Genomic DNA, 14,060 nt, shown 5'->3' with positions numbered 1-14,060 from the left:
CACCTGCGGCCAGAGTATGCGAAATCGATTTCAAGCGCAACGATCGGATGTTTCGAGCCGATGCGGTGGGCGATGACGACGCCCGTCCGGGTCTCGATCACTCCGCCTTCTCGAGCTCGGCCGAGAACCAGTACACGTTGTACGGCCCCCAGAGCGAGAGCGCGAAGTAGACCGTGCGCCCGCCGTCGCCGACGTAGCGCGGGTTCAGGTAGGGCGCATACAACCCCGGATACTCGTCGCCCGGCACGAGCTCGACCGGGTCTCCCCACGGCCCCCACGGCGTCGCGCCCTCGCGCAGGTACGCGTTGCCCGCATCCGAGTAGCCCATGAGCCAGCGGTCGAGGTAGTCCGACCACATCACCGAGAGCTCGCCGATCGTGCCCTCGACGACCGTGGATGCCTCGGCCGGATCCGCGCTCCAGGCCGGAGCGTCGCCGGTGCCGGCGAAGTACTCGTACGCCGAGGCATCCTCGACGGCCTCGACCGTGGCGGGCACCCGCATCAGTTGCACGTCGCCGAAACGTCCGGCGGGGATGCCCCAGAGGTAGACGTACTCGGCGCCGTCGTCGACGACGTGCGCCGCGGCCACCTGCACGAAGTTCGAGTCGCCGGGCCAGGTCGGCGACTCGAGCGCGGTCCAGGTCTCGCCGCCGTCGGTCGACGTGGCGAGCCCCGCGAAGTTCGCGTCCCACGCGCCCGGTTCGCCCCAGAACTTCACCGACATGTACGAGAGGTAGAGCGTTTCGCCGATCGCGAAGCCGTACGTCGGGATCTTCGTCACCTCTCCGGTGCCGTCGTTCGCGTCGTGCTCGCCCTCGACCATCGCCGTCGCGAGGCCGAGCCCGTCGACCGGCGCCCACGCGTCGAACTCGATGCCGTCGGACGGGTCGTCGTCGGTCGTCCACGCCGACACGTTCGAGCGCCACAGGCCGCCCTGCCCGCCGTAGGCGTCCGGATCGCGCTCGCCGAACGTGTCGCCGAAGAGGAAGTACGTCGTGTCGCCGAGGTTGACCATCGAGCCGAGGTCGGTGCCGGCGACCCCGACCGACTCGGTGTCGTTCATCGCATCGGGGCCGGTGAGCTTCGCGATCTCGGTGAGCCCGGTGACACCGGTCAGCACGGCGGGCTTGTCGGGGTCGGGATCGACCGCGACGGGGCTCATGGGGTCGCCTCCGCCACCCGTCGCGCTGCACGCGCAGAGCGCGACGGCGATGGATGCCGCGACGGCGGCGACGCGGACGGGACGACGGGTTCGGGCACGGCGCATGATCCTCCTCGATCTCCCCGACACCCTACGCGCGACGCGCGATTTTCGAAATCGATTTCAGTACTTTTCGCACCGATCCGGCCGCTCCCGTGATCCGCGGGCACCCGCGTCCGCAGCGGGCGGCGAAATGCTTAGCCACACTAATTTGTTAGACTAAGCATCATGACCGATGCCCTGCAGACGACCGCGCCCGAGCGGCCCGCCCCCTCGGCATCCTCTCGGCTGACCCGGGACCGCCGTACGCTCGCCGAGCAGTCGACCGAACTCCGCATCGCCGTGATGCGCCTCTCGCGGCGCCTGCGACAGCAGCGCAGCGACACCGAGATCAGCGCATCGCAGTTCTCGACGCTCGGGTGGATCCACAGCGAGGGGCCGCTCACGATCGGCCGTCTCGCAGAGCTCGAGCGGGTGACCGCACCGAGCATGAACCGCACCGTCAACTGCCTCGTCGACGCGGGCTACGTCACCCGCCGCACCGACGACGACGACCGCCGCAAGGTGCTCGTCGAGGTGACCGACGCCGGCGACACGGTCGTCCGCGAGACCCGCAAGCGGCGCGATGCGTGGCTCGCGAAGCGGTACGCCGCCCTCAGCCCCGACGACCGCGAGGTCCTCGCCCGCGCCACCACGATCCTCGGGAGGCTCCTCGACCAGTGAGTGCCATGTTCCGCTCCCTCAGCCACGTCAACTACCGCATCTGGTTCATCGGCGCCCTCGTCTCGAACGTCGGCGCCTGGATGCAGGCCACCGCCCAGAACTGGGTCGTGCTCACCGAACTCAGCGACAACGACGCGTTCGCGGTGGGCATCACCATGGCCCTGCAGTTCGCCCCGCAACTGCTGCTCGTGCCGGTCACGGGCCTCATCGCCGACCGCTTCGACCGGCGCAAGATCCTCATGTGCACGCAGACGGCGCTCATGCTGCTCGCCCTCGGACTCGGCGCCCTGCTCATCTTCGGCCACGCCCAGCTGTGGCAGCTCTACGTCTTCGCGGGCCTGCTCGGCATCGTGAACGCGATCGACAACCCCGCCCGCCAGACCTTCGTGACCGACCTCGTGTCGAGCACCGACATGTCGAACGCGGTGGCCCTCAACTCGGCCTCGTTCAACACGGCCCGCCTGATCGGCCCGGCCGTCGCGGGCGTGCTCATCGTGCTCGTCGGCTCGGGCTGGGTCTTCATCATCAACGCGCTCACGTTCGTCGCGGTGCTCGCGGCCCTCGCCATGCTCAAGGGCAAGAAGCTGAAGCGGATGCCGCGGGCCAGCCGCGAGCGCGGCGCCTTCGTCGCGGGCTTCCGCTACGTGTGGAGCCGACCCGACCTCGTCGTCGTCTTCGTGATCGTGTTCCTCGTGGGCGCGTTCGGCATGAACTTCCCGATCTTCTCCTCGACGATGGCCGTCGAGTTCGGGCGCGGCGCCGGCGAGTACGGCCTACTCAACTCGATCCTCGCGATCGGCTCGCTCGCCGGGGCGCTGCTGGCCGCCCGGCGCGAACGAGCGCGCATGCGCGTCGTGATCCTCGCGGCCGCCGGCTTCGGCGTGGCGGCGGCGATCTCGGCGGTGATGCCGACCTTCGCCCTGTTCGCCGCCTCGACGGTGCTCATCGGCTTCGCCGCGGTCACGATGCTGACGACCGCCAACGGCTACGTGCAGACGACGACCGACCCCGCGCTGCGCGGGCGCGTGCTCGCACTGTACTTCGCGATCCTCTCGGGCGGCACGCCGATCGGGGCCCCGATCGTCGGCGCGGTCGCGAACAGCTGGGGCCCGCGCTGGGGCCTCGGCGTCGCCGCGATCGCCGCGGGCGTCGCCGCCCTCATCGGCGCGATCTGGCTCGTCGTCTCGCGCGGCATGCGGCTCACGAGGCATCCCGAACGCCGCTGGGCCCCGGCCGTGCGCTTCGACGCTCCGCCCACCGCCGCGATCGCGGTCGTGCCGACGGCGGCCATCGCCGTGCCGACCGAGGCGCTGCAGGTGCCGACCGCGGCGCTGCAAGTGCCGACCGAGGCGCTGCAAGTGCCGACGGCGGCCATCGCCGTGCCGACCGAGGCGCTGCAGGCACCGACCGCGGCGACGAGTGTCCGGGACGCCTCGCTGCGGGCCTCGCTCCAGGGCTGACCCGTCACCCGCGGCTGACGCGCGCGCACGCCTCGCACCCACACCGCGCGTCTGCGACGAGGTCGCGCGAAGAGTCCGGGCCGTCGCCGTTCAGCGGCCGTTCGCGCGACTTCGCGATGCGGAGTCGCACGAATTGCGCGAACGCGAACGGCGCCGGCGCCGCGCGGCTCAGGCGTCGAGCGCCGACTCGGGGTCCGCGAGCAGCGGCCCGAACGCCAGCTCGGCCGCCCCGATCGCGAGCCGATCCTCGCCGAGCGCGGCGACCCGCAGCTCGACACCCTCGGCAGCGGCGGGCATCGCCTGGGCCAGCACCGCGGCAGTGAGCGCATCGGCGTCGCTCTCGGCGATGGTCGCGAGGAACCCACCGAGGATCACCCGTGAGGGGTTCAGCACGTTCACCGCGTTCGCCAGGGCCGTCGCGAGGATACGCCGCTGCCTCACGAGCTCGGCCGCGACCTCTGGCGAGTCGCTTGCCTCGAGCGCGGCCCGCAACGTCGGCTCGTCGGCAGCGGCGAGCCCGACGACCGCGAGCAGTCGCGATCGCGCGACCTCGTCTTCGAGCACGCCGCCCTCGGCCCGGCGGTCCTCGTCCGCGGCGATGCCCGGGCGATTCTGCCCGAACTCGCCCGCGTATCCGCCGGCGCCGACGACGGCGACACCGCCGACGACGAGCCCGCCGCCGATGCCGCTCGCGCCGCCGTTGAGGTAGACGAGGTCATCGATGCCCCGGCCCGCGCCGAACAGGTGCTCGGCGCGGGCGCCGAGGCTCGCGTCGTTGCCGACGGCCGTGGGCAGCCCGGTCGCGGCCTCGACGAGTTCGCGCAGCGGAGCGTCGTTCCACTCGAGGTGCGGTGCCATGCGGACGAGCCCGTCGGCAGCGCGCACCAGGCCCGGCACCGCGAGGCCGACGCCCACGATGCGTGCCGAGCGCAGCGGCCCGTCGCGCCAGCGCGCGACGGTCGATGCGACGATCGCTGCGACCTCCTCGGGCGAGACGAGGTGATCGACCTCGTTGCGCTCTCGTACGGGGATCCGCCCGTCGAGTCCGACGGCCGAGATCGTGACGGCATCGACCTCGGGGTTCACCGCGATCGCGGTGACGCCGGGGTGGGCGGCGACGACGGGCGAGGGACGGCCGACGCGATTCGTCGGGTCGGGCGCCCGCTCCTCGACGAGCCCGGCCTCGGCGAGTTCGGCGGCGAGGGCCGCGATCGTCGAGCGGTTGAGGCCGGTCGCGGCGGTCAGCGCGGCGCGCGATCGAGGTCCCTCGAGGTGCACGAGCCCGAGGACTTTCGCGAGGTTTCGACGATGCACGCCGTCGAAGGTGCCGATGCGCTCTGCCACGCGACAACTCTAGGCGGGGCCGTCGACACGCCCGCTCGCAACGCACCGAATATGTTGCCCTTGACTCGAAATTGTCCGAGCCGTATATTCAAGGCGTCCAGATCACTTTCGACATTGGTGTCGAAACTTTCGAGAGGTTGTTCAAGGATGAACAGACGCAGCACGGCTCGTCTCATCGCCCTGGCGGCGGCGAGCGGCATCGCGATGGCCGCACTCAGCGGCTGTTCGGCGGGCGGCGGGGAGGAGAGCGGCGAGACCGCGATGACCTTCTGGCACAACTCCACCACCGGTGACGGCAAGGCGTACTGGGAGGCGACCGCAGCCGCCTTCGAGGAGGAGCACCCGGGCGTGACGATCGAGATCCAGGCGATCCAGAACGAGGACATGGACGGCAAGCTCCAGACCGCCCTCAACTCAGGCGACGCGCCCGACATCTTCATGGCGCGCGGCGGCGGCAAGCTCGCCGCCGTGGTCGAGGCCGGCCAGGCGCAGGACCTCAGCTCCGCGCTCTCCGACGAGACGAAGGCCGCCCTCGGCGAAGGCGCCCTCTCGGCGTTCTCGGTCGACGACAAGCTCTACGGGGTGCCGTCGTCGGTGCTGCCGGGCGGCATCTACTACAGCAAGGACCTCTTCGCCCAGGCCGGCATCACCGAGACGCCGACCACGTTCGACGAGCTCGGCGAAGCCGTCGACAAGCTGAAGGCCGCCGGCATCGACCCGATCGCGCTCGGCGCGAAGGACGCCTGGCCCGCCGCCCACTGGTACTACTTCTTCGCACTCCGCGAGTGCGGCCAGGACGTCATCACCGGCCTCACCGACGACCCCAGCTTCTCCGACGAGTGCTGGCTGCGCGCCGGTGAGGACCTCGAGGAGTTCGCCGGCATCGAGCCGTTCAACCCGGGCTTCCTGACGACGACCGCCCAGCAGGGCGCCGGCTCCTCCGCAGGGCTCGTCGCCAACCACAAGGCCGCGATGGAGCTCATGGGCGCCTGGGATCCTGGCGTGATCGCCTCGCTCACGCCCGACGAGAAGCCCTTGGCCGACCTCGGCTGGTTCCCGTTCCCCGAGGTCGAGGGCGGCGACGGCGAGGCCGGCGCGCTCATGGGCGGCGTCGACGGCTTCTCGTGCTACGTCGACGCACCGAAGGAATGCGGCGAATTCCTCGAGTTCGCTTCGCAGAAGGAGTACCAGGAGGGCTATGCGAACGCGTTCGTCACGCTGCCGGCCAACAAGGACGCCCAAGGGGTCGTGACCGACCCCGCCCTGCAGGAGGTGCTCGCCGCCGTCAACGAGGCCCCGTACGTCTCGGTCTGGCTCGACACGCTCCTCGGCCAGAACGTCGGCAACGCGCTGAACGTCGGCGTGGTCGACCTGCTCGCCGGCAAGGGCTCGCCCCAGGGCATCGTCGATGCGGTCGACGACGCCATCAAGAAGGGCTGAGGCCGAACGCATCATGAACGTTCGCACCAACTCCCCCGTTGCGGGACGAGTCGAGGCGGACGACGTCACGGCCGGAGGCGGTTCGCCGTCTCCGGCCGCCGGCCGGGTCGCTGCAACGTCGCCCCGCGACCGGCGTCGTCCCCGCCGCGACCCGCGCAAGGCCATCGAGATCGCCGTCCTCGTCGGCCCAGCACTGCTCGTCTTCCTCGCGTTCGTCATCTTCCCCGTGGTCATGGCCGGCTACTACGGCTTCTTCCGCTGGAAGGGCTTCGGCCCGCCCACCGACTTCGTCGGCCTCCAGAACTACGTCACGATCTTCCAGGACCCCACGTTCCACGAGGCCCTGTCGCACAACGCGATCATCGTCGTGATGTCGCTCGTGCTCCAGGGCCCCGCCGCCCTCCTGCTCGCGCTGCTCCTGAACCGCCCGATGCGCGGCCAGTCCGCGATCCGCGTGCTGATCTTCGCGCCGTACGTCATCGCCGAAGTGGTCGTCGGCACCGGATGGAGCCTCATGCTCCAGAGCCAGGGCGCGCTGAACGGGCTCCTCGAGAAGGTCGGGCTGGGGGCGTTCACCCAGGACTGGCTCGCCGACCCCGCGATCGCCATGGGGACCCTGCTCGTCATCCTCACGTGGAAGTACATCGGCTTCGCCGTCATCCTCTTCCTCGCCGGCCTGCAGGGCATCCCGCAGGAGCTCACGGAGGCCGCGCAGATCGACGGCGCCTCCTACTGGCAGATCCAGCGCCGCATCACGCTGCCGCTGCTCGGCCCGACCCTGCGCATCTGGGCGTTCCTCTCGATCATCGGCGCCCTGCAGCTCTTCGACCTCGTGTACATCATCTGGGGCCAGTACGTCGCGTCGACCGCGGGCACCTCGACGATGGCGACCTACATGGTCGCGAACGGCCGCAACGCCGGCAACTACGGCTACGGCAACGCCGTCGCAGTCGTGCTCTTCCTCATCTCGCTCGTCGTCGCCCTCGTCTACCAGCGATTCGTGCTCCGCCGCGACACGGCCGGAGCCCTCACCGAACGGACGGAACGATGACCGCGTCGTCAATCGCCCTGCCCCGACCGCCGAAGGCGCGGCAGACCAGCAGGCTTCCGTGGGGGAGCCCCACCATCTACGTCGTCGCCGTCGTCGTGATCGCCCTCATGCTCGCGCCGCTCGCGTACATCATCATCGGCGGCTTCCGCACGAACTCGCAGATCACGGCCGATCCGTCGGCGCTGCCTGCGCCCTGGGTGTTCACGAACTACGCCGACGTGCTGGCCAGCACCACCTTCTGGGGCCAGGTGCTCAATTCGGCCGTCGCGGCCGTGGTGACCACGGTCGGCGTCGTCGCGCTCGGGCTCATGGCGAGCTACGTGCTCGCCCGCTACCGGTTCAGGGCGCGCGGCGTGCTCTACGCGCTGTTCGCGGCGGGACTCATGTTCCCGATGACGGTCGCCATCACGCCGCTCTACATCATGGTGCGCAACCTCGGCCTCATGAACTCGCTCGGCGGCATCATCCTGCCGCAGATCGCCTTCGCCCTGCCGACGACGATCATCATCCTCGTGCCGTTCCTCAGGGCCATCCCCGACGAGATCGAGGAGGCCGCCGCGATCGACGGCTGTTCGCGGCTCGGCTTCTTCTGGCGGATGGTCGTGCCGCTCGCGCTGCCCGGCGTCATCACGGTGGGCATCCTCGCATTCATCGCGAGCTGGAACGGCTACATCCTCCCGCTCTTCATCCTGAACAACGAGGCCGCGTTCACCCTCCCGCTCGGGGTGCAGGCCTACGCGTCGCAGTACTCGGTCGACACGGCGAAGGTGCTCGCCTTCACCTCGCTGTCGATGATCCCCGCCCTCGTCTTCTTCAGCGTGTTCGAGCGCCGCATCGTCGGCGGCCTCACGGGAGCGGTGAAGGGATGACCGAGCCGACGATCACGGATACCGCGACCGACGGAACCACTCGCAGCACGACCGCCATGACCACCACGGACCCCACGATGACGGAAGCCACGATGACGGAAGCCACGACCCAACCCGCCGCGACGACCGACCCGCCGTGGCGCGATCGGTCGCTTCCGGCCGCCGCGCGAGCCGGTGCCCTCATCGCCGAACTCACCCTCGAGGAGAAGATCGCCCAGCTCTACGGCATCTGGATCGGCGCGGCCGAAGACGGCGCCGACGTCGCCCCGCACCAGCACGAGATGAGCGGCGTCGTCGACCTCGACGTCCTGCTGCCCAAGGGGCTCGGCCAGATCACCCGCGCCTTCGGCACCGCGCCGATCGACGCGGCCGTCGGCGCGCAGTCGCTCGCACGACTGCAGGAGCGAATCGTCGACTCGAGCCGGTTCGGCATCCCGGCCCTCGTGCACGAGGAATGCCTGGCCGGCTTCGCCGCCTACGGCGCGACCGCGTATCCGGTGCCCCTCTCGTGGGGCGCGACGTTCGACCCCGGCCTCATCGAGCGGATGTCGCGTCGAATCGGCGAGGACATGCGATCGGTGGGCGTGCATCAGGGACTGGCGCCCGTGCTCGACGTCGTCCGCGACGCCCGCTGGGGCCGGGTCGAGGAGACCATCGGCGAGGATCCGTACCTGGTGGGCCGGGTCGCCACCGCGTACGTGGTCGGGCTCGAAGCCTCCGGGATCGTCGCGACGCTCAAGCACTTCGTCGGGTACTCGGCGTCGCGCGCCGGCCGCAACCTCGCGCCCGTCTCGGTCGGTCGCCGAGAACTCGCCGACGTCCTGCTGCCGCCCTTCGAGATGGTCGTGCGCGAGGCCCGGCCGCGCTCGGTGATGAACGCGTACACCGATCTCGACGGCGTGCCCACCGCCGCCGACCACGAGCTGCTCACGGGGTTGCTGCGCGACACCTGGGGCTTCGAGGGGACCGTCGTCGCCGACTACTTCTCGGTGGCCTTCCTCCAGACACTGCACGGCACATCCGGCGACCTGGGCGATGCGGCCGTGGCCGCGCTCGAGGCGGGCATCGACGTCGAGCTGCCGACGGTCCAAGCCTTCGGCGATCCCCTCAGGGCCGCCGTCGCCGACGGCCGCATCGACGAGGCGGTCATCGACCGGGCCCTCCTCCGCGTGCTCGAGCAGAAGGTCGGGCTCGGGCTGCTCGACGACCCGGCCGCGCCCCCGGCCGCCGCTGCGGCGAAGGGCTCCGTCGACCTCGATTCCCCCGAGAACCGCGAACTCGCGCGCCGCATCGCGGAGCAGGCGATCGTGCTGCTCCGCAACGACGGCACGCTGCCGCTCGCCGCCCCGGCCAGGATCGCCGTCATCGGGCCGACCGCCGACGACCCGCTCGCGGTGCTGGGGTGCTACGGATTCCCGACCCATGTCGGCGTGCACCACCCCGAGAGCGGGATGGGCATCGAGCTTCCGACCCTCGTCGAGGCGCTGCGCGAGGAGTTCCCCGGGGCCGAGATCGCCCTGGCGTCGGGAACCTCGATCGACGGCGGCGAGACCGACGGCATCGCGGCGGCCGTCGACCTCGCGGCATCCGCCGACGTCGTCGTGCTCGCGCTGGGCGACCGAGCGGGTCTCTTCGGCCGGGGCACCAGCGGCGAGGGCTGCGATGCGGAGACCCTCGACCTGCCGGGCGCGCAGGGCGCCCTGCTCGAGGCGGTGCTCGACACCGGCACGCCGACCGTGCTCACGCTCCTCGCCGGCCGTCCCTACGTGCTCGGTTCCGCCCCCGAGCGCGCAGGGGGGATCCTGCAGGCGTTCTTCCCGGGAGAGGAGGGCACGCGCGCCCTCGCCGCGATCCTCTCGGGGCGGGTGAACCCGAGCGGGCGACTCCCGGTCAGCGTGCCGGCCAGCCCCGGCGCCCAGCCGTCGACGTACCTGGCTTCGACGCTCGCGCGTCGCAGCGAGGTCTCGAACATCGACCCGACAGCCAGATACCCCTTCGGCCACGGTCTCGGCTACACCTCGTTCGCCTGGAGCGACCTCGTGGTCGAGGCGGCCGAGGCGACGACCGACGGCAGATTCCGGCTGTCGCTCACGGTCGAGAACACGGGGCACCGGGCTGGGGCCGAGATCGTGCAGCTGTACCTGCACGACCCGGTGGCCTCCGTCGTGCGACCGCTGCAACGGCTCATCGGTTTCGAGCGGATCGAGCTCGAGCCCGGGGCATCCGTGCGGTTGGGGGTCGAGGTGCCGGCCGATCTCGCGTCGTTCACCGGACGCGACGGTCTCCGCATCGTCGAGCCCGGAGCGCTCGTGCTCGGGTTCGGCCGTTCGAGCGCCGACCTGTCGCTCACGGCGGCCGTCGAGCTCACCGGCCCGGTGCGCGTGGTCGACCACACCCGCGAGCTGCACCCCGTCTGGAACGCCGAGCGGATCGGCACCGAGGCACCGTGACCGCAGCACGCAACCCCGTGCTGCCGGGGTTCCATCCCGATCCGAGCATCTGCCGCGTGGGCGACGAGTTCTACGTGGTGACCTCGACGTTCGAGTACTTCCCCGGGCTGCCGGTGCACCGCTCTCGCGACCTCGTGGAATGGGAGCTCGTGGGTCACGCGGTGCACCGCGAGGAGCAGCTCGACCTGTCGAGGGTGGCGGCGTCGGGCGGCCTGTTCGCCCCGACGATCCGCCACCACGACGGCCGCTTCTTCGTGGCCTGCACGCTCATCGGCGACGAGGGAGCACAGGACAGCTTCGTGGTGACCGCGACGGACCCGGCGGGCCCGTGGTCGGACCCGGCATGGATCGAGGATGCCCACGGCATCGACCCGTCGCTCCTCTTCGACGACGACGGCCGAGCGTGGTGGTGCGGCACCCGGCTCGCCGATCCCGGCGACTGGCCCGAGCAGACCGAGGTCTGGGTGCGCGAGCTGGATGTCGCCGCGATGAGGCTCGTGGGCGAGGAGCACGTCGTCTGGCACGGCGCCGTCGAGGGCGCCGTCTGGGCGGAGGGCCCGCATCTGCACCGGCTCGACGACGGGGTGCTGCTCCTCGCGAGCGAGGGCGGCACCGAACACCACCACGCCGTCAGCGCGGCCCGCGGCACCGCACCGACCGGCCCGTTCACGGGGTCGAAGGCGAACCCGCTGCTCACCCACCGCCACCTCGGCGGTGACGTCGACGTGGCGAACGTCGGGCACGCCGACCTCGTCGACGACGGCCGCGGCGGATGGTGGGCCACGGTGCTCGCGACCCGGCGGCTCGCCGGGACCGGGATGACGCGCGCCGACGCCCTGCAGGGTCGTGAGACGTGGCTCGTGCCCGTCGCCTTCGAGGACGGCTGGCCCGTGTTCGCACCGGGCGAGGGCCGCCTCCGCCACGAGGTGGAGGTGCCCTGGGCCGACGCGACCGCTCCCGGCCCGTCGAAGCTCGTCGACGAGTTCGACGGGCCCGCGCTGCATCGCGAGCTGCTCACGATCCGCACGGCACCCGGCATGCGCCGGGCACGGCTCGGCGAGCGCCCGGGCCACCTGCGGCTCGAGGCCGTCTCCGGCGGTCTCGCCGAACCGGTCCCCCACGCCTTCGTCGGCTTCAGGCTCGAGCAGCCGGTCGCGCGCCTCTCGACCGAGCTCGAGATCCCGGATACCGCGTCGGCCGGCCTGGTCGCCGGGCTCGCGCTCCGGCTCACCGACCGCCGTCACGTGCGCTTCGCGGTCCGTGTCATGAACCCGGGTCCGCGTACCGAGGTGCCCGGCTCGGGATCGGCCCGGGTGCTCGAGCTCGTGCTCCACGTCGACGGCGACGACCGGCTGCTCGCGAGCGTCGAGGCGCCGCCCGGACGGCTCGGGCTCGTGTTCGACCTCGACGGGTTCGGGGCGGTCGCCCGCCTCGAGCGCGGCGACCGCGCCGACGACGACGCGGCCTCCGCCCCGGTCGGCGTCGTCGACCTCTCGCCGCTGAGCCCGAGCGAGGGCGGTGGCTTCGTCGGGGTCGTCGGCGGCGTCTTCGTCGTCCGCGAGCCCGTCCCGGCGGGGCCCGCCGGCTCCGGCTCGGCCGACGGCCCGATCCCCGGGTCCTCGCCCTGGGCCGACTTCGGCCGGCTCCGGCTGGACCATGCGGCGGAGCGGGGGGAACGAGCCGATGTCTGAAGCGGATGCCGTTCCCGGGGGCGCGATCGACCCGGTCGTCGCACCCGTGCACCTCGCGGACGGCACGGGCGACGTCGCCGCACTCACGTTCGACGACGGCCCGGACCCCCGGACCACCCCTGCCCTGCTGGACTTCCTCGCCGAGCACGACCTGCAGGCCGTGTTCTGCGTCATCGGCGAGATGATCACCGCCCCGGGGGGCGCGGCGATCCTGCGACGGATCGTCGCGGAGGGGCACGTGCTCTGCAACCACGCCACGAGCTACGCCGACATGGGCTCGTGGCCGGCGGGCCGGGTGCGGGCCGACCTGGTGGAGAACCTCGCGATCATCCGCGACGCACTCGGCGACCCGATCGCGCCGGTGCCGTACTGGCGGGCACCGAACGGCAGCTGGGGCATCACGCGACAGGTCGCCGTCGAGCTCGGCATGCAGCCGCTCGCCGTCGTCAACACGATCGGCGACTGGGAGACGCAGGATGTCGCGACGCTCACGTCGAACCTGCGTGCGGCGATGAAGCCCGGGGAGATCGTGCTCGGGCACGACGGCGGCACCGGCGACCGTGGCGACCGGGCAGGCACCCTCGCAGCCGTGAAGACCGTCGTGGCCGAACGCCTCGCCGCCGGCTGGACCTTCGTCCTCCCGAAGGGCACGCCGGCCGTCGGCGCGCCCTTCGCATCCGGCGACGGCGGCTGAGCCCGCCCCGGTGCCGCCGAGCAACAGGCGGCCGACGTCAGCCCGCCGGCGGCGCCGTGCTCTCGCGCACGACGAGGTTCGTCGCGAGGTCCATGCGAGGGGTCGTCGTGGGCTGATCGCCGCTCAGGCGGATCGCGAGCCGCGCGGCCTCCTCGCCCATGCGTCGGAGCGGCTGGTGCACGGTCGTGAGCGGTGGGCTCACCCACGGCGCGAGGGTGATGTCGTCGTAGCCGACGATCGAGAGGTCGCGGGGCACCGACAAGCCGGCGTCGCGGGCCGCATCGATGGCGCCGAGGGCCTGCAGGTCGCTGCCGGCGAAGATCGCGGTCGGCCGGCGGTCGGCGGGCAGGGCGAGCAACTCCCGCGCACGATCTCGGCCCCCGCCCACCTCGAAGTTGCCGTAGCCGACCCAGGCGGGGTCGATCGCGAGGCCGGCGGAGTTCATCGCGCTGCGGTAGCCGTCGAGCCTGGCGAGCGAGCACATCATGTCCTCCGGCCCGGTGACGGCGGCGATGCGCCGGTGCCCGAGCTCGATCAGGTGACGCGTCGCGGCGAGGCCGCCCGACCAGTTCGCCGAGCCGACGCTCGGCACGTCGGGCGACGGATCGCCGGCGGGGTCGACGATGACGTAGGAGATGGCCCGTGCCCGCAGCCGTTCGCGGTATTCGGGCGAGAGCTCGGAGAAGACGAGCACGACGCCGACCGGGCGTCGCCGGATGACGCCCTCGATCCAGTCGGGAGCCGGTGCATGGCGATCACCGCTCACGGTCAGCACGACACTCAGGCCGTGCTCCTTCGCGACAGCCTCCACGCCGCCGATGAGTTCCATCGACCAGATCGGGTCGAGGCCGTGGAAGACGAGCTCGAGCAGTTCGGGGCGGGATTCGGAGCGTGCTGGGCCGCGGCGCACGTACCCGCGTTCGCGCAGCACCTGCTCGACGCGTTCTCGCGTCGCGTCCGAGACATCGGTGCGACCGTTCAGCACCTTCGAGATCGTCGAGAGGCTCGTGCCGGTCTCGTCGGCGATCTCGGCGAGGGTGACGCGCTCGCTTGCGGCATCCGTCTTCATCTTTCGAAGCCTAATCACGAAAGTTGCGGCGCGAAAGTCTTGCGCGCGCTGTTCCTGCGGTTTATGTT

Annotated in this window: 11 protein-coding genes; 8 read left to right on the top strand and 3 right to left on the bottom strand. The window is 71.5% G+C overall.

Annotated elements, in window-relative coordinates; genetic code table 11:
* Positions 1-97 precede the first annotated feature (97 nt).
* Positions 98-1,267, bottom strand: a complete 1,170-nt coding sequence (locus PX701_RS08745) for a DUF4185 domain-containing protein (protein ID WP_275506063.1) — start codon at positions 1,265-1,267, stop codon at positions 98-100.
* Between the two features lie 162 nt (positions 1,268-1,429).
* Here PX701_RS08745 and PX701_RS08740 point away from each other — a divergent pair, with 162 nt between their 5' ends.
* Complete coding sequence (locus PX701_RS08740) at positions 1,430-1,924, top strand: MarR family winged helix-turn-helix transcriptional regulator (RefSeq protein ID WP_275506062.1); 495 nt, start codon at positions 1,430-1,432, stop codon at positions 1,922-1,924.
* 5 nt (positions 1,925-1,929) lie between these two features.
* Positions 1,930-3,384 carry an MFS transporter gene (locus PX701_RS08735; protein ID WP_231428975.1) on the top strand — a complete coding sequence of 485 codons (1,455 nt, stop codon included), beginning with the start codon at positions 1,930-1,932 and terminating at the stop codon, positions 3,382-3,384.
* Between the two features lie 168 nt (positions 3,385-3,552).
* On the opposite strand, the gene PX701_RS08730 is transcribed toward PX701_RS08735, so the two are convergent.
* Positions 3,553-4,728 (bottom strand): ROK family protein, encoded by a 1,176-nt coding sequence (locus PX701_RS08730; protein WP_275506061.1) that lies wholly within the window; start codon positions 4,726-4,728, stop codon positions 3,553-3,555.
* 147 nt (positions 4,729-4,875) lie between these two features.
* Here PX701_RS08730 and PX701_RS08725 point away from each other — a divergent pair, with 147 nt between their 5' ends.
* The 6 genes from PX701_RS08725 (at position 4,876) to PX701_RS08700 (ending at position 12,923) form a co-directional block, all read left to right on the top strand.
* Positions 4,876-6,168 carry an extracellular solute-binding protein gene (locus PX701_RS08725; RefSeq protein WP_275506060.1) on the top strand — a complete coding sequence of 431 codons (1,293 nt, stop codon included), beginning with the start codon at positions 4,876-4,878 and terminating at the stop codon, positions 6,166-6,168.
* 13 nt (positions 6,169-6,181) lie between these two features.
* Positions 6,182-7,219, top strand: coding sequence for a carbohydrate ABC transporter permease (locus PX701_RS08720; RefSeq protein WP_231428978.1), 1,038 nt, complete (start codon positions 6,182-6,184; stop codon positions 7,217-7,219).
* Positions 7,216-8,088, top strand: a complete 873-nt coding sequence (locus PX701_RS08715; protein WP_275506059.1) for a carbohydrate ABC transporter permease — start codon at positions 7,216-7,218, stop codon at positions 8,086-8,088. Before PX701_RS08720 ends, PX701_RS08715 begins: the two co-directional genes overlap by 4 nt.
* A 92-nt stretch (positions 8,089-8,180) precedes the next feature.
* On the top strand, positions 8,181-10,538 hold the full coding sequence (locus tag PX701_RS08710) for a beta-xylosidase/alpha-l-arabinosidase (RefSeq protein WP_275506058.1): 2,358 nt from the start codon (positions 8,181-8,183) through the stop codon (positions 10,536-10,538).
* The gene (locus tag PX701_RS08705) at positions 10,535-12,229 is read left to right on the top strand and encodes a glycoside hydrolase family 43 protein (protein ID WP_275506057.1); all 1,695 of its coding nucleotides are present in this window, start codon (positions 10,535-10,537) and stop codon (positions 12,227-12,229) included. The genes PX701_RS08710 and PX701_RS08705 overlap by 4 nt, the downstream gene beginning before the upstream one ends.
* Complete coding sequence (locus tag PX701_RS08700; RefSeq protein ID WP_275506056.1) at positions 12,222-12,923, top strand: polysaccharide deacetylase family protein; 702 nt, start codon at positions 12,222-12,224, stop codon at positions 12,921-12,923. Before PX701_RS08705 ends, PX701_RS08700 begins: the two co-directional genes overlap by 8 nt.
* Before the next feature lie 37 nt (positions 12,924-12,960).
* On the opposite strand, the gene PX701_RS08695 is transcribed toward PX701_RS08700, so the two are convergent.
* Positions 12,961-13,992: a LacI family DNA-binding transcriptional regulator gene (locus PX701_RS08695; RefSeq protein ID WP_231428983.1), complete on the bottom strand. Its 1,032-nt coding sequence runs from the start codon at positions 13,990-13,992 to the stop codon at positions 12,961-12,963.
* Positions 13,993-14,060 lie beyond the last annotated feature (68 nt).

This window comes from Agromyces chromiiresistens, from assembly GCF_029167465.1.
In the GTDB taxonomy this organism is placed as follows: Bacteria; Actinomycetota; Actinomycetes; order Actinomycetales; family Microbacteriaceae; genus Agromyces; species Agromyces chromiiresistens.
Note: the sequence above shows the minus strand (reverse complement) of the source record. Positions and strands in the feature narration are given on the sequence as shown.